The following is a 19,450-nucleotide window of genomic DNA, read 5'->3' as shown; positions in this document are numbered from 1 at the left end:
GGAGCACGCAAATGCTCGTTGCAGGCATCAAGAGCCGACCAGTCTACACGGGCCTGACCATCCAGCCGCACGCCCGGCGGCACATTTTCGCACTCGAAGGGGAGGGTGCCAAGGCTCTCCTCGACCAGCGGCCGGCGCTTGACGAAACCGCCCTTTCCCGCAGCGAAATCCTCTATGTCGCCCGCGGCTCGCAAGGTTCCGGCCTGGACGAGGCACTGCGCCAGCTCGGCGCCGACATGTTTTTCACGGCCCCGACGATCGCAACACTGCTCTTCCGATTGAAGGGCTCGCTTGCCACCGCCCATATGGGCACGCGGCTTTATATTGCGGGCACCGAAGGCTTCATCGGCCAGTCAATGCTGGTGGCGCTCGACTACGGCATGGACCACGCCTCCGTCATCACCGAGCACCGCGGGTCGCTCGCCAGACGCGTGCAATGCGTTCATTGCAAGGGCATTACCGACGACGTCACCGCCAGTCCCTTTACCTGCAGCCATTGCGGGTTGACGCTTCTGGTGCGCGATCATTATTCGCGCCGGCTCGCCGCCTTCCAGGGCGTCAATATCGATGCGGAAGAACCGGGCAGCGCGCCCGACCCCGAGGAGTTGTTCCTTTGAGCGGCGGCACAGAAATTCCCGTCCGCGTGGCGCGGATCACCCCGATCGCCGAACGCGTCAAACGTTTCCGCTTCGAGCGCCTCGACGGCAAGCCGATGCCTTATTTTTCCGGCGGCGCGCATATCATCGTCTCGATGAACGATGGCGGCCATATGCGCCGCAACGCCTATTCGCTGATGTCGCCGCCGCATGATTGCGCAGCCTATGAGATCAGCGTGCTGCATGTCGAGGATTCACGCGGCGGCTCCACGTTCATGCATGAGAAGGTGAGCGAAGGCGACGAGCTGAGGGTCAGCTACCCCGTCAATCTCTTCCAGCCGGACTGGCGCGGACGCAAGCATCTTCTGATCGCCGGCGGCATCGGCATTACCCCCTTCATCGCGATGATGGAGCAGTTCTCCCGCGAGGGCGCCAATTTCGAGCTGCATTATGCCATCCGCACGCGCGATCGCGGCGCCTATTGGCGGCAACTGCTGGAGCGCTACGGTTCCCATCGCATCAAGATCCATTGCGACGCCGAAGGCGCCGCCATCCCCCTGACGCGCCTGCTCGACAGCCAGCCGCTCGGTACGCATCTCTATGTCTGCGGCCCGTCCGGGATGATCGATGGCGTGCTGAAAACCGGCGTCAATGCCGGCTGGCCGGAACAGAATCTGCATTCGGAACGGTTTCTGTCGTCGCTGCCCGGCAAGCCTTTCACGATGGAGCTGATCCGCTCCGGCAAGAGCGTGAAGGTCGGCCATCACGAAAGCATGCTGGAGGCGATCGAAGCGGCGGGCGTCGACGCACCCTTCCTCTGTCGCGGCGGCGCCTGCGGTCAATGCGAGACTGGGGTCGTCACCTGCGAGGGCAAGCTGCTGCACAATGACGTCTATCTGACGAGCGAAGAAAAGGCCTCCGGCCGCAAGGTGATGATCTGCGTTTCCCGCTTCGAGGGAAACAGGCTGCATCTCGATCTTTGACGGCATCGGATGAAGCGGAACAAGGAGACCGATATGGCAATAGCCTTCAAGCAGGAAACCTTCCGGAATGATTTCAGCTACGGCAACAGCCCCGAAAACATCCGGCGCTTCCCGTTTCCCTTCGAGCGCGACGAATACATGTATTCCGTCAACATGGAGCCGCATGTGCGTGGCCGGGCGGGCACCGTCTTCGAAAACCTGATCGACGTCGACGAACATTATGTCGCCGAGATGCACGACCGGGCACTTGTTTTGAAGGAGGATCCGCTTCGCTATCAGGCCCTGCCGCACATGATGAGCGCGCAATGGGATACGCTGGAACTGCTGATGGAAGAGCAGGCGGCGGGTAATCCCGACCATTTCACGCTGATCCGCAACGGCGACCAGTGGCGCTGGATCAACCGCCCGCTCGGCATCGACGACAGCTTCACCTTCGGCGATGCCTCGACGCTGCCCTATGAGCCGTTCGAATACATCACCCGCCAGGCCCAGGGCGATTTCTGCATCGTCGACCAACGCGACGGCAATCTGTGGATGGATGCCGGCATGGTAACGACGCAGGCCGACTGGTCGCTCGATTTCGATATCGGCATGAATTTCATGGAATGGCATGGGCCGGTGCCGCTCGCCCACCAGATCGGCGTCTTCGACCGGGCGCTGAAATTCCTGTTGAACCTGCAGCAAGGCAAGCCGACACGGCGGTTCAACTGGACGATGACGATCAATCCGCGGCTCGACACCAGCCCCGAGAATTATCACAAATGGGGTCCAGATCGCACCACCGTGACATCGGGCAATGTCGGCGAGAAGGTGTATCTGCGCGTCGAGCTGCAGAGCCTCTGGCGCCTGCCGCGTTCCAACGCCATCCTTTTCGTCATCCGTTGCTACCTGATGAACATGGAAGAACTCGTCACCGTGCCGAAGTGGGCGCGGCGCTTCCCGCGCGTGCTGAAGACACTGCCGCCAGAGCTCATCGATTATAAGGGCCTCACCCGTTTCCGCGAGACGACGATCGACTGGCTATCCAAATATGACGATGGCGCTCCGACCAGCCCCGGCATCTTTCCCGACTGAGGCGCCGCGATGCACACCAGCACCGCGCATCTCTCAGGCGCGGAAAACACCGTAACGATTTGAATTTCTTTCGTAAATCGATATCGCATAATCAAGAGGGGAATGCTTCATGACAAGAGTAGCCGTCATCGGTGCCGGTCCTTCCGGGCTGGCGCAGCTGCGCGCCTTTCAATCGGCTGCCCAGAAGGGCGCCGAGATCCCGGAGATCGTCTGCTTCGAAAAGCAGTCGGACTGGGGCGGGCTCTGGAACTATACCTGGCGCACCGGCCTCGACGAATATGGTGAGCCGGTCCATGGCAGCATGTATCGTTACCTCTGGTCGAACGGTCCGAAGGAATGCCTCGAATTCGCCGACTATTCCTTCGAGGAGCATTTCGGCAAGCCGATCGCCTCCTATCCGCCGCGCGCCGTGCTCTGGGATTATATCAAGGGCCGCGTCGAGAAGGCGAATGTCCGCCATTGGGTACGCTTCAGCACGCCGGTGCGTATGGTCCGCTTCGACGAAGCGACGAAGAAATTCACGGTGACGGCGCATAACCGCGTCGAGGACCGGATGTATGACGAGGAATTCGACTATGTCGTCGTGGCATCAGGTCATTTCTCGACGCCGAACGTGCCCTATTTCGAGGGCGTGAAGGCCTTCAACGGCCGCGTACTGCATGCCCACGACTTCCGCGACGCGCTGGAGTTCAAGGGCAAGGACATCCTACTCGTCGGCCGCAGCTATTCGGCCGAGGACATCGGCTCGCAATGCTGGAAATACGGCGCGAAATCGGTGACGACGAGTTACCGCTCGAAGCCGATGGGCTTCAAATGGCCGGAGAATTTCGAGGAGCGGCCGCTGCTGACCAGGCTCGAAAACCGCACGGCGCATTTCCTCGACGGCTCGACCAAGGAGGTCGATGCGGTAATCCTCTGCACCGGATACCAGCATCACTTCCCCTTCCTGCCTGACGACCTCCGGCTGAAGACCGCCAACCGCCTTTGGGCGGACAGTCTCTACAAGGGGGTGATCTTCGATAAGAACCCGCAGCTCTTCTATATCGGTATGCAGGACCAGTTCTATACTTTCAACATGTTCGACGTACAGGCCTGGTGGGCGCGCGACGTGATGATGGGCCGCATCACGCTGCCGCCGCAAGAGGAGCTGAAAGCCAATTTCGACATGTGGCGCGCCCGCGAGGAGACGCTCGAGGATGCCGAACAGATGATCTGGTATCAGGGCGATTATGTGAAAGAACTGCTTGCCGAGACCGATTATCCCTCCTTCGACATCGAAGGCACCAACCGGACCTTCATGGAGTGGGAACATCACAAGGCCCACAATATCATGGGCTTTCGCGACCATGCCTATCGATCGCTGATGACCGGCAACATGTCGCCGAAGCACCACACGCCCTGGGTCGACGCGCTCGACGATTCCAAGGAGGAATATCTGCGCAACTGATCGGGCGAAGACTGCCGCGGGACAAGGTGTTCGCACACCTTCGTCCCGCATATTGCGGCCCACGCCTTTGGAACGTGACGACATAAATCCATCTGCAACTCTTCTCTTCGGACGTGGTCTTCATGGATTTTCAAACGAGCATTCTCGGACGCATGAGCGGCTTTCTCTATCGCTGCCGTGCCGATGAAAACTACACGATGCTTGAGATGACCGACGGCATCGAGCGCATCTTCGGTTATCCCCCCGACCAAATCGTCGGCAACCGCACGCGAACCTTCACCTCGATCATGTACGAGGAAGACGTGCCTTTGATGGACGAAATCGTCGGCCGGGCGCTGGAGAAGCGCGTGGACTGGACGATGGAATACCGCATCCGCCATGCAATGGGTCATCTCATCTGGGTGACAGAGACCGGCGGCGGCATCTGGGATCAAAAGGGCGAGCTTCTCTACCTCGAAGGCAGCATCATCAACATCGAATCGCTCTATCAGCGAATCGATGAACGGACCGCCGACATGCGCGTCACCGCTTCGAAGACCAACGAGATCCTGCAATCGCTGCGCTACCTGAAGCTGCTCGCCGTCAATGCCGGCATCGAGGCGGCCCGCGCCGGCACCGCCGGATCGGGCTTTGCCGTGCTTGCCGCCGAGATGCGCTCGCTCGCCAACTCCTCCGAAGAGGCCGCGCGCGCCATTTCCGAGGCACAACGCAAGGCGGAAGGCTGAGCGTTTCCCCGGCCAGCGAAATAATTATGGCTCGGGTCGAAGGCTGGATCGTTAACCGCTCTACGCCTGCTGATATTACAACACATTTTCAAGGACTTGCCGCAGTTTTGCGGTTGAAGTATCTTATCTCATTGTGGGGAATGTTAAGGCCGCGTTAACTTTTTGTTAACCATAGCCGCGCTAGACATGGTCAACGATTTCTTCACATAGATGACCAAAGTGCTAACAGACGCTCGCTCTATCCGCATCAAGGGCCGCTCTTTCCTCGCGGTCATGCTGTCCCCGGATCTTCCCATCGATGATTGGTTGATCAGGCTGGACGATCTGGCCGCGCGCTCGGCCGGCTTCTTCCTCGGACGGCCTGTCGTGCTCGACCTGACGGACCTGCAAATCGACCGGCCGCAGCTGAAGGACCTGATTGCCGAACTTGCCAAGCGCAATGTCAGCATCATGGGTATCGAAGGCGCACGGCCTTCCATGCTCGGCACGGGCATGCCCCCGGCGCTCAAAGGCGGCCGCTCGGCTTCCGACATCGAGGTTCAGGCGAATGAGCCTGTCGATCCGGTCGGGAAACAGGCAGCCGCCGAACCCCGTCCGGCGATGCAATCGATCGTCATCAGGGAGCCCGTGCGCTCGGGACAATCGGTGATCTTCCCGGAAGGCGACGTCACGGTCATCGGATCGGTCGCCTCCGGCGCGGAGGTCATTGCGGGAGGATCGGTCCATATCTACGGGGCGCTGCGCGGTCGCGCCATGGCAGGATCCATCGGCAACGCATCGGCGCGGATTTTCTGCCGCAAGCTCGAGGCCGAGCTGGTTGCAATCGACGGCATCTACAAAATGGCCGAGGACATGGCCTCCAATCTTCGCGGACAAGCTGTTCAGCTTTGGCTGGAAGACGACGCGATCATGGCAGAGAAACTGATCTGACGACAGCGCCGCGCGCTTTCATAAGATGCGCAAAGGACGTTGAAACACTTTGAATTGCGCCACGGCAAAGGAGAGAGACATGGGGAAAGTGATCGTCGTCACGTCAGGCAAGGGCGGGGTCGGAAAGACGACCTCGACCGCCGCATTGGGAGCGGCGCTGGCGCAACGCAATGAAAAAGTCGTCGTCGTCGATTTCGACGTCGGCTTGCGCAATCTCGACCTGATCATGGGCGCCGAGCGCAGGGTCGTCTACGACCTGATCAATGTCATCCAGGGCGACGCCAAGCTCACCCAGGCGCTCATCCGCGACAAACGGCTTGAGACGTTGTTCCTGCTGCCGGCCTCGCAAACGCGCGACAAGGATAATTTGACGGCCGAGGGCGTGGAGCGCGTCATCACTGACCTGAGGCGTTATTTCGACTGGATCATTTGCGACAGCCCCGCCGGGATCGAACGCGGCGCAACGCTTGCCATGCGCCATGCCGATGCTGCCGTTGTTGTCACCAACCCGGAAGTCTCGTCGGTACGCGATTCCGATCGCATCATCGGCCTGCTGGATTCCAAGACCGCCAAGGCCGAACGCGGCGAGCGGATGGAAAAGCACCTGCTTCTCACCCGCTACGACGCCAACCGCGCCGAGCGCGGCGACATGCTCAAGGTTGACGACGTCCTGGAGATCCTGTCCATCCCGCTGCTCGGCATCGTGCCCGAAAGCATGGATGTTCTGCGTGCATCGAACATCGGCGCGCCGGTCACGCTGGCAGACAGCCGCAGCGCGGCTGCGATGGCCTATTTCGATGCGGCCCGCCGGCTCGCCGGCGAGACCCTGCCGATGGCGATCCCTGAGGAAAAGCGGAATATTTTCGGCAAGATCTTCGGACGGAGGGCGGCATGAATATTTTCCGTCTTTTCAACAAGCAGAGAACCGCACCGGCCGCTCGCGAACGCCTGCAGGTGCTTCTTGCCCACGAGCGCTCTTCAGCCGGGTCGGACCTGGTCACGCTGCTGCGCGAGGAAATTCTCGCGGTAATCGCCAAGCATGTACAGCTCGACCACGACAAGGTGCAGGTGACGATCGATCGCAACGAATACGTCTCGACGCTCGAGATCGATGTCGAAATCCCGTTGAATGCAGCCGTGCAGGCCGCTTGAAAGAGGGCGCTGCCTGTTCAGACGACAGGCAGCGCTGACAATCACGACTTTCTGGCTTTTCGATTGGCGTAACGCAGGTCGCGTGCGGCCTTTCGGGCGGCTTCATCGGCAATCACGCGAGCGATCCGGTCTTTGTCGGCCGCTTCGCGCGCGTCGGCATCAGCACGTGCTTCGGCCTCGGCGGCCGCCTGACGTTCAGCTTCTGCGGCTTGAGCCCGCTCCAGTTCCTCACGCTTTACCCGCTCCCGCTCGGCGCGCCGTTCTTCCCGGGCTTCGGCGACGGCTTGACGCTCCGCCTGCTTTGCGATCCGCGTGGGTTCGGCCGTATCCTTGGCGGTACGAAACGCATTGAGGAGAGCCGCCTTGGCTTCGGCAGCGGCGCTGCGACGATCGGAAAGCTCGTTGTTTTTGGCGTGTTTCAAATCTGTTACCTGACTGTTTGACTGCGACACTAGAGCATGACGCCGAAACCGGTGGGGCTCTTCGGATGACCCTATGCTCTATTTCTCGATTTGGATCTGGACAGTATTATGCCAATCCGGCGTGTAATCATCTAGATCTTGAATCAAATTTTCTTTTTTCGCTTCACGGCAGGGCCGGCGGCCGCGCTCGCGCGATCCTGCAATTCCTTCGCTTCACGGGCTTCGCGCAGTCTCAAGGTCTTTTCCTCGCGGGCGCGAACGGTCTGATCGATCTCTTCCACCGCGCGGCTTCTCGCCAAGAATTGCGATTGTGCGTTTCCGAAAGCGATCTCCGCCTGTTGGCGTGATTTGCTGTGTGTATCTGACATATTCGTCCTGGATTTCATTTAAGCGCCGCGCGTCTTTTTAGCAAAGGACGGTGGAACGCTTGGAATTGCTGCGTCATTCCTTAAACCGATTCCGATTTAAGGAATGATGCAGTGTTCGCTCAGCGAACGCAACAAAAAGGCCAGGCAACTTGCCTGACCTCGCCGGTATCACGCTTTCAACAGTGCCAGTACATCCGTGGTCAAAGGAAAGCAGATATCAATTTAAGCAGCTTGAAGATTGCAAGCGGACATTTTGCCCGACTTGTTATCGCGCTCAAGCTCGTAACCGATCTTCTGGCCTTCGACGATCTCACGCATGCCGGCGCGCTCAACGGCCGAGATGTGAACGAAGGCGTCAGCGCCACCGTCGTCAGGCTGAATGAAGCCGAAGCCCTTGGTGGAATTGAACCATTTAACTGTGCCAGTGGTCATAACAAACCCTTTCATAGCAATTGACAGGCCGCACGTGCGAGATGCACGACGGATGATAATCTCGATTTTGAAGAGGGAAGTTCGTCCAGGGCACGTTGTCGGCGTGCGATAACAAAAGTCAAACAAGCAATATCGACTATCCGGATATAATCATTGAACTCGAATTTGTCAACTTTTAGTTCTTTGAAACTCGCTATTCTCTAAATGGTTGTATCTCGGCGGCTTTACACACCGCCGCAGAGCCCGCTCTTCCCCCGTGGTGTCGGGCCGATGTTAGGCAGCAGACGAGCCGCTGCCGAACTCGGAGGAATGATGATCAAAGTTTGATGCAGCTACCGTCCGGAAAACTGGATCTGTGGGATCGACTCACCTTTCCGGATAGCCGCAGTTGCAGCGGCCATTCCCTCTGCGCCATCTCTGGTGTCGAGGATACCAGCGGTGACTTGGAGGGTAATGACGTCTGCGGCCGACACACCGCCCGACGACCAGGCCCGGATGAGCGAGCGCATCTTCCCGTAGGCGAGGGTCGGTCCGTTCGCGAGGCGCTGCAGGAGATCTTCCGTGACCTTCTCCAGTTCGGCGTCAGGAGCAAGGTGGGTTGCCACACCCAGATCCAACGCGGCCTTGCCGGATATCATCTCCGAGAGCAGGACCAGGCGCGTGGCGCGCGCACTGCCGACGCGATCGGCAAGTCGCTGCACTCCGCCGGTCATGGGAACTCCACCGACCATTCCCTCCGGGAAGAAAAGGTGTGCCGACTCTGCCGCCACGAGAAAATCGCATGCGAGAAGGAGTTCAAAACCACCGCCCAGCGCCATTCCGCTTACAGAGGCAACCGTCGGTATCGGCAATTCCTCAATCGCGCGCAACGAAGCCAAAACATCGGCGGCGAACGCTTCCAGGAATTTCGATCCCTTGCCTCCAATGTCACCTGGGTTATCTGCTATGGCGAAGCTGCCGGACGCGGAAGTCACATGAAGAACGCGGATGTCGCTTTCGTATGCCTGACGCACGCCAGCCCTCAGCGACGAGGGATAATCGGCTCCCGGCTCGCTGGCCGCGTCACCGAGCAAGATCAGCTTGCCCACCATACCATGCTGCTCGAAACGGAACGAACTCATGTCTTATCTCCTAATTTACTGACACTTATAGCCAGGCAGGCAGAACGCCTGCTACAAAACGGCTGGTACCGCACGCCGCACTTGGCGTCGGCTACCGAGCCTGTTATGTTACGTACATTACAGAATTGTGGTTGGCAATGGCCCGTCCTCGCACGTTCGAAGAAAGTGAAGTGCTGGATCGCGCGGCGGACGTGTTCGGCCGCCATGGCTATGACGGCTCAACCATGGTGGAGCTGACGGCCGCGATGGGCCTGAACTCACCCAGCATCTACGCCGCCTTTGGAAGCAAACGCGGGCTCTTCGACGCCGTTCTCAGGCGCTGCAGCGCTCGCGAGGACGAGCACTGGGCATGGGCGCTCGCCGCGCCGACGGCCGAAGGAGTCGTCAAACGCTTGCTGACGACCTCGCCGGAGCAGACGTCGAGCCGCGTTCTCGTCCATGCGGGTTTGGCGATGGGAGCGGAGAATGCAGACATCCCGCCTGCGCTGCTGCATCGCCGCCAATCAGCAGAGCTGAAACTACGAGACCGGTTCGAAGAAGCGAAGCGGGCGGGCGACCTCCCGGCAGAGGCTGATACCTCACGGTTGGCGAGCTACGTAACGGCGGTGCTCGGCGGTCTCGCCATGAAGGCCGCCGGCGGGGCACCGCACGGCGACCTGCGAGAGGCTGCCGAGCAGGCGGTAGCGGCGTGGCGGGCAATCAGGGACGTCGCAGCCGCTACGAACATTCGTACAGGGGGTTCGCCGCCGGCGGGGGAGCGAAGCCGCGACCCGCGAAGGTTTAGTGCAGATGCGGCACTCGATGCTGCCATGAAGCTCTTCTGGACCAGGGGTTTTACCGGCGCGTCGCTCAGTGATCTCACCGAGGCGATGGGGATCACCCGCCCAAGTCTCTATGCCGCGTTCGGCAACAAGGAAGCGCTCTTTTTCAAGGCTCTCGACCTCTACCAGTCTCTTCGGAAAGACTACATGACGGAGGCACTCCAGACCCCGACGGCGCGGGGCGTTTTCGAGGCACTCCTCAGGGGGGCGCTACGCGACCAGTTGGACGAGGAACAACCGCGCGGCTGCCTGATGGTTCTTAACGCGATGCAGGGAGGTGACGAGGCGCAGGCGATCCGCATCGAGGTCCTCAGGCGCCAGGCCATCGGGCGCGACCTGCTCGCCGCAAGGTTTGAGCGGGCCAAACGCGAGGGCGACCTGTTGCCGACGGTCAATGTCGACGGTCTCGTGCGTTTCGTCCAATCCCTGATGCACGGCATTCTCGCGCAGGGAGGGGCCGGCGCAAGCCCAAGCGAGCTGGAGGCGCTCGTTGAGAGCAGCCTGACCATGTGGACCGCGTCGGCAGATTTATCGATCGGTAAAGATTAGGCCTATCGAAGGGCTGTTGGTATCTTTACCGATCGGTATAAAGCCCTTAGGCGGAGACATCATCGCTTTCCCAGGAACCAATCTGCGACACCACCGTCGAACGCATGCATTACGAGCGCGGGCGCGTCTTCTGCGGGTCGTAGTGCGAAAGCGGCACGATTGTCGCCGGCAGGCGTTTCTGGTGGCCGTCGAGCTTGCCGATTTCGACCTCGGTGCCGGGACTTGCATGCATGACGTCGATGCGGGCGAGCGCGATCGTCTTGCCGAGGATCGGCGAGCGGGTGGCACTGGTGACGACGCCGACCTGAGCCCGGCCGATATGGATGCAATCGCCATGGCCGACCGCCTCGTTGGCCTTGACGTCGAGGCCGACAAGCAGATGGCGCGGATGCTCCTTGCGCCGGATCAGCGCCTCGCGGCCGATGAAATCGTCCTGCTTGGATTTCAGCGGCACGGTGAAGCCGATGCCGGCCTCGAACGGGTCCGTCTGGTCGGTGAATTCGTGATGGGCAAAGATCAGACCTGCCTCGATGCGAACCATGTCGAGCGCCTCCAGCCCCATCGGCTTCAACCCGTGCGGCTGCCCCGCCTCCCAGACCGCGTCGAACACCGCCAGCGCATCCTTCGGATGACAGAAGATCTCGTAGCCGAGCTCGCCGGTGTAGCCCGTGCGCGAGACGACGACGGGCGCGCCCTCGAAACCACCGATGCGGCCGACAGTGAAGCGGAACCATTCGAGCTCACCGATCGTCGGCTGGCGCGGCGCCGTCCAGATGATCTCCTTCAGGATATCGCGGCTCTTCGGCCCTTGCAGGGCGATATTGTGCATCTGGTCGGTCGAAGAGCGAACCCAGGCCTTGAAGCCTTTTTCTTCGGCCTGCTGACGCAGCCATATGCCACTGAAATCATCGCCGCCGATCCAGCGGAAATTCTTGTCGCCGAGGCGGAAGAGCGTGCCGTCATCGATCATGCCGCCGTTTTCGTAGCACATGGCGGAATAGACGACCTGACCTGTCGACAGTTTGCGCACGTCGCGTGTCAGGCAATATTGTAAGAGCTCCTCGGCATCCGGCCCAGTCACCTCGAACTTCCGCAGGGGCGAAAGGTCGATGACGGCGGCGCGCTCGCGGCAGGCCCAATATTCCTCGACCGGTCCCTCGGCGGAAAAGCGGTTCGGCAGCCAGTAGCCGCGATATTCGGTGTAATCGCGCGTCAGGGTCGAGAGGCGTGGATGGAAGGCGGTTTCGCGCGTCAGTTCGGCGTCGGCATCTGGGGTCATGCGATAGGCCACCGCTCGTGAGAATTTTTCTTTTCCGGAAAAGGTGCGGACATGGATATCCGTCGGATCCCAGCCGTTCGCCGCGTCGATATCGTCGGGGCAGGACGATGAGACGCAGACAAGATCGGTGAGCGCCCGCATCAGCACGTAATCGCCGGGGCGCGACCAGGGCTCGTCGAGATAGAGCTGGTTGTTGTGTTCGATATTGGTGTTGTAGAAATAGTTCAGCGCTTCCCAACCCTTGCGGCCGGCAATGCCGTAAGGCGCCAGCGCCGCGTTGAAATTGTCCGTGCAGTTGACGTGGCCAGGATAACCCATGTCGTCGTAGTAGCGCGAATTGCAGGCGGTCGCGAAAGCATCGTGGCGCCCGACCGTATCCTGGACGATTTCGACCAGCGGCTCGAAGTCCCGGTCGAAGGCCTTAGAGGGCAGGCCCGGCATAGGATAGCTGCGGCTGAGCAGTGTGCGGGTAACCGTCGAATCAAGCGCGAGATCGAGGCCCTTGTCGACCTTGCGGGCGGCGAAAGCTTGGAAATCGGTGCACTGGCGCCCATAAACATCGATGATCTGGATGAATTCGCCGGCACGCACGAAATAGGCCGCGGCGGTCGCCGCCCGGATGCGGATATCCTCGATGGGGTCGGCGGCCGGTTCCGGCAGGGCGGAGGCGTAGTCGCGGATCAACAGGCTGCGCTTGATCCTGATCTCGATCGGCGTCGCCGTATCCTGGGCCTCCGGCAACATGGCGCCGGCCGGTGCCGCGACGATCAGCAGGCCCTTCATGGAAATCGTGAAATCCGCCCGGCTGCCCGGGCTCGATCCCGCCCCGAAGATGCGGAGCGCTCCGGCCGCGGCAAGATCGGCGCCGCGCCGCTCAAGCGCTGCGCGGGTGCGGGCAGCACTCTCATCCTCCCCTTGAAGAATGGCCTTCAAACCTTCGGCTGAATTGCTGAATGCCGTTCCGAGACCCGCCGCCAGGAAGCGTCCCTTTTCGTTGAGGAAAGAGACCTCGCAAACCTGTCCGCCCTCGCTGTCGATGACAGTGACGCAGTCGCCCGGCTCGACACGCACCACGACCGATCCGCCGCCTTTTGCCCTGTAGCGCTCCGTTCCCTCCGGCAAGGTGGGAATGCCGGGATAACGCACGAGGCTCGCAGCCGCCGGCCGCAGGCCCGTCATAGCAGGATGAAGTTCTCGCATTCTGCCCTCATGGGAGGATCGGCATGCCCTCGGGCACCACCCATACAGGTTACAAAATGTCTCGCGAAAGTAAAGTCATGTTGACTAAAAAGAAAATATCTTCACTATGCATCAAGGGCTGAGACTCGGGAATCCGTCGGGAACACGGATCGCCAAAATCATCCGGGCGGGCTTGAGACTGTCAGGGAGACACGTTCAGGGAGACGTACAAAGATACGTCCGGAACAATCGAATGGGGAATTTCACTGATGACAGACGTTGTGGAGGCCGGGATTTCATCCGGCACCGAAGGTAAGCTTGTACGCGCGCTCGACTGGAAGGGCGCATTCTGGGTGGCTGCGGGCGTGCCGCCGCTCGTTCTTTTCTCCATCGGCGGCATTGCGGGCACGACGGGCAAGCTCGCCTTCCTCGTCTGGATCATTTCGATGGTGATGGGTTTCTTGCAATCCTTCACCTATGCCGAAATCGCCGGCATGTTCGCCAACAAATCCGGCGGTGCCTCGGTCTATGGCGCCACCGCCTGGCTGCGGTATTCGAAATTCATCGCGCCACTATCCGTCTGGTGCAACTGGTTTGCCTGGTCGCCCGTGCTGTCGCTCGGCTGCGCCATCGCCGCCGGTTATATCCTCAATTCATTCTTCCCCATCCCGGCGGCGGATTCGCAGATGGTCCTCGACTGGATCTCCGCGCATGCCGCTTCCATCACGGCCGATAGCCCCCGCGTCGCCGAATATATCGCGGCTCATGCCGGCACGACGCCGGATGACGCCGTCAAGGCGTTGCTCGGCACCGACGGCGTCGCCGCGCTGACGCCGTGGATCCGCAGCTGGTCGCTCGTCAGCTTCGGCATTCCCTTTCTTGCCACCGCCAACGTCAATGCTACCTTCTTCATCGGCGGCATCCTGATGCTGATCATCTTCGCGATCCAGCATCGCGGCATTTCGGAAACCGCCAGCGTGCAGAAGTGGCTGGCCATCATCGTGCTCGTGCCGCTGCTTATCATCGGCCTCTACCCCATTGTCAGCGGCCATATCCTTGCCGCCAACGTCACCGGCCTGGTGCCGCCGACGGCCGCCTATTCCGGCGCCGACGGCACCTGGAGCAATGGCGGCTGGACGCTCTTCCTCGGCGGACTCTATATCGCCGCCTGGTCGACCTATGGCTTCGAGACGGCCGTCTGCTACACCCGCGAGCTCAAGAATCCGAAGGCCGACACCTTCAAGGCGATCTTCTATTCCGGCCTTGCCTGCTGCCTGTTCTTCTTCCTGGTGCCCTTCGCCTTCCAGGGCGTTCTCGGCCATGCAGGCATGCTCGCCCCCGGTATTGTCGACGGCACCGGCGTTGCCGAAGCGCTCGGCGGCCTGATCGGCGCCGGCCGGGTCGTCACCCAGTTGCTCGTCGTGTTGATGATCATGGCGCTCTTCCTCGCCATCATGACGGCGATGGCCGGTTCCTCGCGCACGCTCTACCAGGGCTCGAAGGACGGCTGGCTGCCGAAATATCTCGACCACGTCAACGAAAACGGCGCCCCGACACGGGCGATGTGGACCGATTTCGCCTTCAACCTCTTCCTTTTGGCCATCGCCTCGGATACCGGCGGCTACTTCTTCGTGCTCGCCGTGTCGAATGTCGGATACATCATCTTCAACTTCCTGAACCTCAATTCCGGTTGGATACACCGGATGGACTCCGGCCATATCGAACGCCCCTGGAAGGCGCCGACCTGGCTGATCGGTCTCAACACAGCGCTTGCCTTCGTCAATGCTCTGTTCCTCGGCGCCGGCGCCAAGGTCTGGGGTTATTCCAATGCGCTCTGGGTCGGCTTCATCTTCGCCGCCCTGATCCTGCCGGTCTTTGCCTATCGCCACTATGTGCGCGACGGCGGAAAATTCCCGGCAGGTGCGATGGAAGATCTCGGCCTCGTCGGCCAGGATCTTGGCGTCAAGAAGGCCGGCATGCTGCCCTATCTCGCGCTCGCCGCCGGTCTGGCGATCGTCCTGATCGCCAACGTGATCTTTCAGCTTCCGGCTTAAAGTGCCTCCCAAGCAAAAAAGCCGCCATGAAAAAACATGGCGGCTTTTTGCATTTGTGGGCGAAGCTTAGCGGCCGCCTTCGATCTTGCGGTGGCGCTGATTGATACCGCCCTTGCCGTAGGGGTAATCGAAAGGCTGAGGCGCGCTTACCTCATCCAATCTCGCCAGGTCATCGTCGGAGAGCTTGAGCTTCATGGCGCCAAGATTGTCGGCCAGTTGCTCCGGCGTGCGGGCGCCGAGGATGACCGAGGTGATCGCCGGCTGCGCCGCCGTCCAGCCGAGCGCCACCTGCGCCATGCTGACGCCATGCGCCCTGGCGATCTCCTCGACAACGCCGATAATCGCCCAGGTTCGCTCCATCGCATTGCGCGGCGCATAGGACTCACCGCCGCGATTGGGATTTTCGCCGAGGCGGGTGGCGCCAGTCGGCATCTCGTCGCGCTTGTACTTGCCGGTCAGCCAGCCGCCGCCGAGCGGCGACCAGGGCAACAGGCCCATGCCGGCATCCTGGCAGGCGGCGACGATTTCGAGTTCGATGTCGCGCACCAACAGGTTATATTGCGGCTGCAGCGTCACCGGGCGGGTATAACCCCGCGCCTTGGCGATTTCGGATGCCTTGGCGATATGCCAGCCGACATAGTTGGAGAAGCCGTAATAGCCGATCTTGCCTGATGATACCGCATCGTCGAGGAAGCGCAGCGTCTCTTCGATCGGCGTCAGCGCGTCCCAAGCATGCATCTGGTAGAGATCGATCTGCTCGAGGCCGAGGCGGCGGAGAGAATCGTCGAGCGCCTGACCGAGATGCCGGCGCGACAGGCCGATGTCATTCGGTCCGTTGCCCATCGGAAAACGTCCCTTGGTGGCGACGATCGCCTGGCGGGCTTCGGTCGGGCGGGCCTTCAGCCAGCGTCCGATGATCTCTTCCGACTTGCCGGCGCTATAGACATCGGCAGTATCGATGAAATTGCCGCCCCAGGCGAAATAATCGTCGAGCAGCTTGTGCGAGGCCGCCTCGTCGGCCTCCGCGCCGAAGGTCATGGTGCCGAGGCAATAGGCAGTGACGACGGTCCCGCTGGAACCGAGCTTGCGATAATCCATTTTTCCTCCTCATGCGGAGACCCACAGCCGACGTGCAAAACCGTCGGGGTAGAAGCCGGGGCTCCCGCAATCAATGTCAATATCGTGCTTGAGGCGGCCACTTGCCGCCGGATGACGTCTGGCGCCCTGGGCTCAATCTGGCGCAGGGGCGAGGGCAGCATAACCAATCCGACCGGTGCCACAAGTGGGAAAAAATATTCCCGCGGGCGCCACCGGCGACGGTTACGCTTTTCTCGAGAACGACCCGTCGATCAGATCGGCTGCAGCGACCCCGGTCTCATAGGCGCCGTGCGCCGTCGAGTAACGCGAGCGAGAACAGGCCTCGCCCGCAAAGAAGATCCGCTGGTCATGCGGTGCAGCGAGACGGCTGCGCAGATCGGAGGCGCCCGGCTCGGCATAGGAATAGGAGCCGCCGATATGGGGTGCAGCGGCCCAGGCCGACATTGCCGCCACCGACAATTCCTTGCGGATATCGGCGCCGAATGCTGCCGCCAGTTCATCCCCAGCGAAGGCAAAGGCGGCCTCTTTTCCCTCCCGCTCCAGATCATGCGCGAGGTCGCCGGCAAAATAGGCTTCGACGACGGCAGCGCCGAGTGGCCGGAGCTGATAGGTGCCGGTCGCGCCGCGGCTGATGGAGCCGAGCATATGGGTATCAGCCGGCAGCGCCTGCTGATTTGCGAGCCTGAGGAAGAGCTTGTCGGCGAGCCCGAGCGGCAACCGCGCCGCTGCCTCGATCTTCTCGGGCAAAGGCGGGTCGAAAACAATCTTGCCAGCGGCAAGCACATTCGTCGAAACCGTCACCAGCACCGCACGGGCACTGAGCCCACCCTGGTTCGTCTGAATGTCGATGCGGCCGGCATGGCGGTGATTTACGCGCGTCACTTCGACGCCGAGCCTCGTCGCAACCGGCCTGCCGTAACGGCAGATCAACGTCCCATAGCCCTGGCGCACCCGCCAATCGGGGCCAGGACCGGGGTCGTATCGGTTGTAGTCGAGGACCGACGAGCGTTCCAGCTCGGCGCCGGTGATATAGGTGCCGATCGCCCGGATCTGCCCGTTCCAGGAATTGCCGGGTTCGAGCATCTCGGCCAGATCGGTGTCATCGCCTTCATGGCTTTCAAGGCGTTCGAAATAGTCACCGATCGCCGCTCGCGCGGCGTGGGTCTCCGCATCGTCCCGCTGCAGCCGCCGGCCGCCGTTCCAGGGCGCCGGTGTATGGTCGACCGCCAGTCCGACCTCACCGGCGATCGCGGTCCAGGCGTTGGTCCGCGCCCCATGCAGCCAGCCGCAACCGAGATCGAGTGCGATATCGCCGGCTTCAGGCAGCCCGACGCTCCAGGCGCGGCCGCCGAGACGATCGCCCGCTTCAAGCAGCAGGATGGAAAGATCCGGGCGGATTGCCTGCAGGCGACGAGCAGCGGCAATGCCGGCGGCGCCAGCGCCGATGATGACGACATCCTTCTCGGCGCCCCTGCCGTTGTCACCAGGCATGCATTCTCCTCCCGCCGCTCACCGCTCAGCTAAGCCTCCGTGTCCCCGAAACGCAAGGGTGTATAGCGCCGCGCGCGATGGATTAAACTGCGTCTCCATGACATATAGATCCGATGAGCGTGAACAGAGATTCGCAACTCGACATGTTTGCCAAGGCATCGCCCGCGGTGGTCCAGCTACGCGACCCGTCGCGCCGGCGGCTATCGCAGCCGGCCGCCTATTCCGACGAAGAGATGGCGCGGGCGCTTGAAGAGAGCGGCAACTACCGCATCCTCAGGAAACTGACTGCCCGGCCGGTCGCAGCCGCCAGACGGCCGGAGTTTTCGCGGCTCGGCGTCATTCTCGATACGGAGACCACAGGTCTCAATCACCGCAGCGACGAGATCATCGAAATCGGCGCCGTCGCTTTCACATTCGACGACGGCGGTGCGATCGGCGACATCGTCGGCATCTATGGCGGCCTGCAACAGCCATCGCGGCCGATACCGCCGGAAATTACCCGGTTGACCGGCATCACCGATGCGATGGTCGAAGGCCAGGTCATCGATATAAGATCGCTAAGCGATCTGATCGAGCCGGCGGATCTGATCATCGCCCACAATGCCGGGTTCGACCGGCCGTTCTGCGAAGCCTTCTCGAAGGTTTTCGCCGGCAAGGCCTGGGCCTGCTCGGTTTCGGAAATCGACTGGAGCGCCCGCGGTTTCGAAGGCACCAAGCTCGGCTATCTCGTCGGCCAGGCCGGTTATTTCCATGACGGCCATCGTGCCGTGGACGACTGCCACGCGCTGCTGGAAATCCTCGATCGGGAACAAGGCGACGGCGAAAGCCCGTTCGCGGAGCTTTACAGCGCCAGCCAGTGCTGCCGCATCCGTCTCTTTGCCGAACACAGCCCGTTCGAGATGAAGGACCATCTGAAGGCGAGGGGTTATCGCTGGTCTGATGGAAGCGACGGCCGCCTGAAGTCCTGGTGGATCGAAGTCGGCGAAGACGATCTCGGCGACGAACTGTCCTATCTGCGCTCGGAAATTTACCGATGGAAAGAGGCGGAGCCGCCGATCGTCCGGCTGACGGCCTTCGATCGTTTCAAATCTTGAGCAGAAACAACTCCCAAATCTGACGACCCATGCAAGCGTCGCATAGGTGCAGTGATGCATTGGCGCTGCAACAATCGATCGGCTCGTATTATATACAAGTCATCGAAGCGAACGAAGCGCCAAGGACTGGCAGCTAGGCTTCGAAAGCCCATCGAAAGGGGATCATCATGAACGTAGCACGCTCTTTCAATAACTGGCGCAAGTACCGTCAGACGGTCGCTGAACTGGGCCGTATGTCCACGCGCGAACTGAACGACCTCGGCATCGGCCGCAGCGACATCAGCAACATCGCTCGCGCTGCCATCGCCCGCTAACGGCCCGCAGACTAAGCATTATCGACACTTGGCCAGCGCCTGCTTTCTCTAGAAGCGGGCGCTTTGCTTTTGGGCTCCCGGTTGATGGAACCACGGCGAGGGAGCCGCCCGCTTTTCGCATAGCGCATAGCTGCCTTGCAAAAAAATGCCTACCAACTAAGCACGAAATAAGTATGATTATTTCTATCAAAGCGATGCACCTCCTCCCGCATCCCTTCGACATGCGGGCGCCCCATCCTCCTCCCAGGGTCGTCTGCGGGAACGGCAGCACTCCTCCTCCCAGCTGTCGTTCGGTTTTTTCGAAAGCCTGCCGCACCTCCT

The 19,450-nt window shown here is 61.1% G+C and carries 19 protein-coding genes; 12 read left to right on the top strand and 7 right to left on the bottom strand.

Annotated features, from left to right (window positions below; translation table 11 throughout):
• Positions 1-11: 11 nt before the first annotated feature.
• The 8 genes from J3O30_RS28415 to minE all read left to right on the top strand — a co-directional run bounded on the left by J3O30_RS28415 (position 12) and on the right by minE (position 6,907).
• Positions 12-617: a dimethylamine monooxygenase subunit DmmA family protein gene (locus J3O30_RS28415; protein ID WP_207585325.1), complete on the top strand. Its 606-nt coding sequence runs from the start codon at positions 12-14 to the stop codon at positions 615-617.
• Positions 614-1,579: a PDR/VanB family oxidoreductase gene (locus J3O30_RS28410; RefSeq protein ID WP_207585324.1), complete on the top strand. Its 966-nt coding sequence runs from the start codon at positions 614-616 to the stop codon at positions 1,577-1,579. Before J3O30_RS28415 ends, J3O30_RS28410 begins: the two co-directional genes overlap by 4 nt.
• A gap of 33 nt (positions 1,580-1,612) precedes the next feature.
• Entirely contained in the window at positions 1,613-2,653 is a 1,041-nt protein-coding gene (locus tag J3O30_RS28405) for a DUF3445 domain-containing protein (protein ID WP_207585323.1), read from the top strand.
• A 109-nt stretch (positions 2,654-2,762) separates the two neighbouring features.
• Positions 2,763-4,100 carry an NAD(P)/FAD-dependent oxidoreductase gene (locus tag J3O30_RS28400; protein WP_207585322.1) on the top strand — a complete coding sequence of 446 codons (1,338 nt, stop codon included), beginning with the start codon at positions 2,763-2,765 and terminating at the stop codon, positions 4,098-4,100.
• Positions 4,101-4,222: 122 nt separating this feature from the next.
• The gene (locus J3O30_RS33665) at positions 4,223-4,825 is read left to right on the top strand and encodes a PAS domain-containing protein (protein WP_207585321.1); all 603 of its coding nucleotides are present in this window, start codon (positions 4,223-4,225) and stop codon (positions 4,823-4,825) included.
• A 210-nt stretch (positions 4,826-5,035) separates the two neighbouring features.
• A complete protein-coding gene (minC, locus tag J3O30_RS28390; protein ID WP_207585320.1) occupies positions 5,036-5,755 on the top strand; it encodes a septum site-determining protein MinC in 720 nt (239 codons plus the stop codon).
• Between the two features lie 79 nt (positions 5,756-5,834).
• A complete protein-coding gene (gene minD, locus J3O30_RS28385; protein ID WP_207585319.1) occupies positions 5,835-6,650 on the top strand; it encodes a septum site-determining protein MinD in 816 nt (271 codons plus the stop codon).
• Positions 6,647-6,907 carry a cell division topological specificity factor MinE gene (gene minE, locus J3O30_RS28380; RefSeq protein WP_003548116.1) on the top strand — a complete coding sequence of 87 codons (261 nt, stop codon included), beginning with the start codon at positions 6,647-6,649 and terminating at the stop codon, positions 6,905-6,907. The genes minD and minE overlap by 4 nt, the downstream gene beginning before the upstream one ends.
• 41 nt (positions 6,908-6,948) lie before the next feature.
• Here minE and J3O30_RS28375 read toward each other — a convergent pair whose 3' ends face one another.
• From J3O30_RS28375 to J3O30_RS28360, 4 genes are all read right to left on the bottom strand, one after another.
• The gene (locus tag J3O30_RS28375) at positions 6,949-7,329 is read right to left on the bottom strand and encodes a DUF6481 family protein (RefSeq protein WP_207585636.1); all 381 of its coding nucleotides are present in this window, start codon (positions 7,327-7,329) and stop codon (positions 6,949-6,951) included.
• 143 nt (positions 7,330-7,472) lie between these two features.
• A complete protein-coding gene (locus tag J3O30_RS28370; RefSeq protein ID WP_207585635.1) occupies positions 7,473-7,697 on the bottom strand; it encodes a hypothetical protein in 225 nt (74 codons plus the stop codon).
• A gap of 222 nt (positions 7,698-7,919) precedes the next feature.
• Positions 7,920-8,129, bottom strand: coding sequence for a cold-shock protein (locus J3O30_RS28365; protein WP_003548109.1), 210 nt, complete (start codon positions 8,127-8,129; stop codon positions 7,920-7,922).
• 332 nt (positions 8,130-8,461) lie between these two features.
• On the bottom strand, positions 8,462-9,250 hold the full coding sequence (locus J3O30_RS28360; protein ID WP_207585318.1) for an enoyl-CoA hydratase/isomerase family protein: 789 nt from the start codon (positions 9,248-9,250) through the stop codon (positions 8,462-8,464).
• A 137-nt stretch (positions 9,251-9,387) separates the two neighbouring features.
• Between J3O30_RS28360 and J3O30_RS28355 the strand changes: the two genes are divergently transcribed.
• Positions 9,388-10,620: a TetR/AcrR family transcriptional regulator gene (locus J3O30_RS28355; protein WP_207585317.1), complete on the top strand. Its 1,233-nt coding sequence runs from the start codon at positions 9,388-9,390 to the stop codon at positions 10,618-10,620.
• 109 nt (positions 10,621-10,729) lie between these two features.
• On the opposite strand, the gene J3O30_RS28350 is transcribed toward J3O30_RS28355, so the two are convergent.
• Complete coding sequence (locus J3O30_RS28350; RefSeq protein WP_207585316.1) at positions 10,730-13,099, bottom strand: DUF1989 domain-containing protein; 2,370 nt, start codon at positions 13,097-13,099, stop codon at positions 10,730-10,732.
• A gap of 248 nt (positions 13,100-13,347) precedes the next feature.
• Between J3O30_RS28350 and J3O30_RS28345 the strand changes: the two genes are divergently transcribed.
• The gene (locus J3O30_RS28345; protein ID WP_207585315.1) at positions 13,348-15,132 is read left to right on the top strand and encodes an APC family permease; all 1,785 of its coding nucleotides are present in this window, start codon (positions 13,348-13,350) and stop codon (positions 15,130-15,132) included.
• A 66-nt stretch (positions 15,133-15,198) separates the two neighbouring features.
• On the opposite strand, the gene J3O30_RS28340 is transcribed toward J3O30_RS28345, so the two are convergent.
• Positions 15,199-16,230, bottom strand: coding sequence for an aldo/keto reductase (locus tag J3O30_RS28340; RefSeq protein ID WP_207585314.1), 1,032 nt, complete (start codon positions 16,228-16,230; stop codon positions 15,199-15,201).
• A 222-nt stretch (positions 16,231-16,452) separates the two neighbouring features.
• Positions 16,453-17,721, bottom strand: coding sequence for an NAD(P)/FAD-dependent oxidoreductase (locus tag J3O30_RS28335; protein ID WP_207585313.1), 1,269 nt, complete (start codon positions 17,719-17,721; stop codon positions 16,453-16,455).
• Between the two features lie 113 nt (positions 17,722-17,834).
• Between J3O30_RS28335 and J3O30_RS28330 the strand changes: the two genes are divergently transcribed.
• A complete protein-coding gene (locus J3O30_RS28330) occupies positions 17,835-18,815 on the top strand; it encodes a 3'-5' exonuclease (protein WP_207585312.1) in 981 nt (326 codons plus the stop codon).
• 167 nt (positions 18,816-18,982) lie between these two features.
• Positions 18,983-19,129: a DUF1127 domain-containing protein gene (locus J3O30_RS28325; protein ID WP_207585311.1), complete on the top strand. Its 147-nt coding sequence runs from the start codon at positions 18,983-18,985 to the stop codon at positions 19,127-19,129.
• The last annotated feature ends 321 nt before the right edge of the window (positions 19,130-19,450 follow it).

The organism is Rhizobium sp. NZLR1 (assembly GCF_017357385.1).
Taxonomy (GTDB): Bacteria; Pseudomonadota; Alphaproteobacteria; order Rhizobiales; family Rhizobiaceae; genus Rhizobium.
Note: the sequence above shows the minus strand (reverse complement) of the source record. Positions and strands in the feature narration are given on the sequence as shown.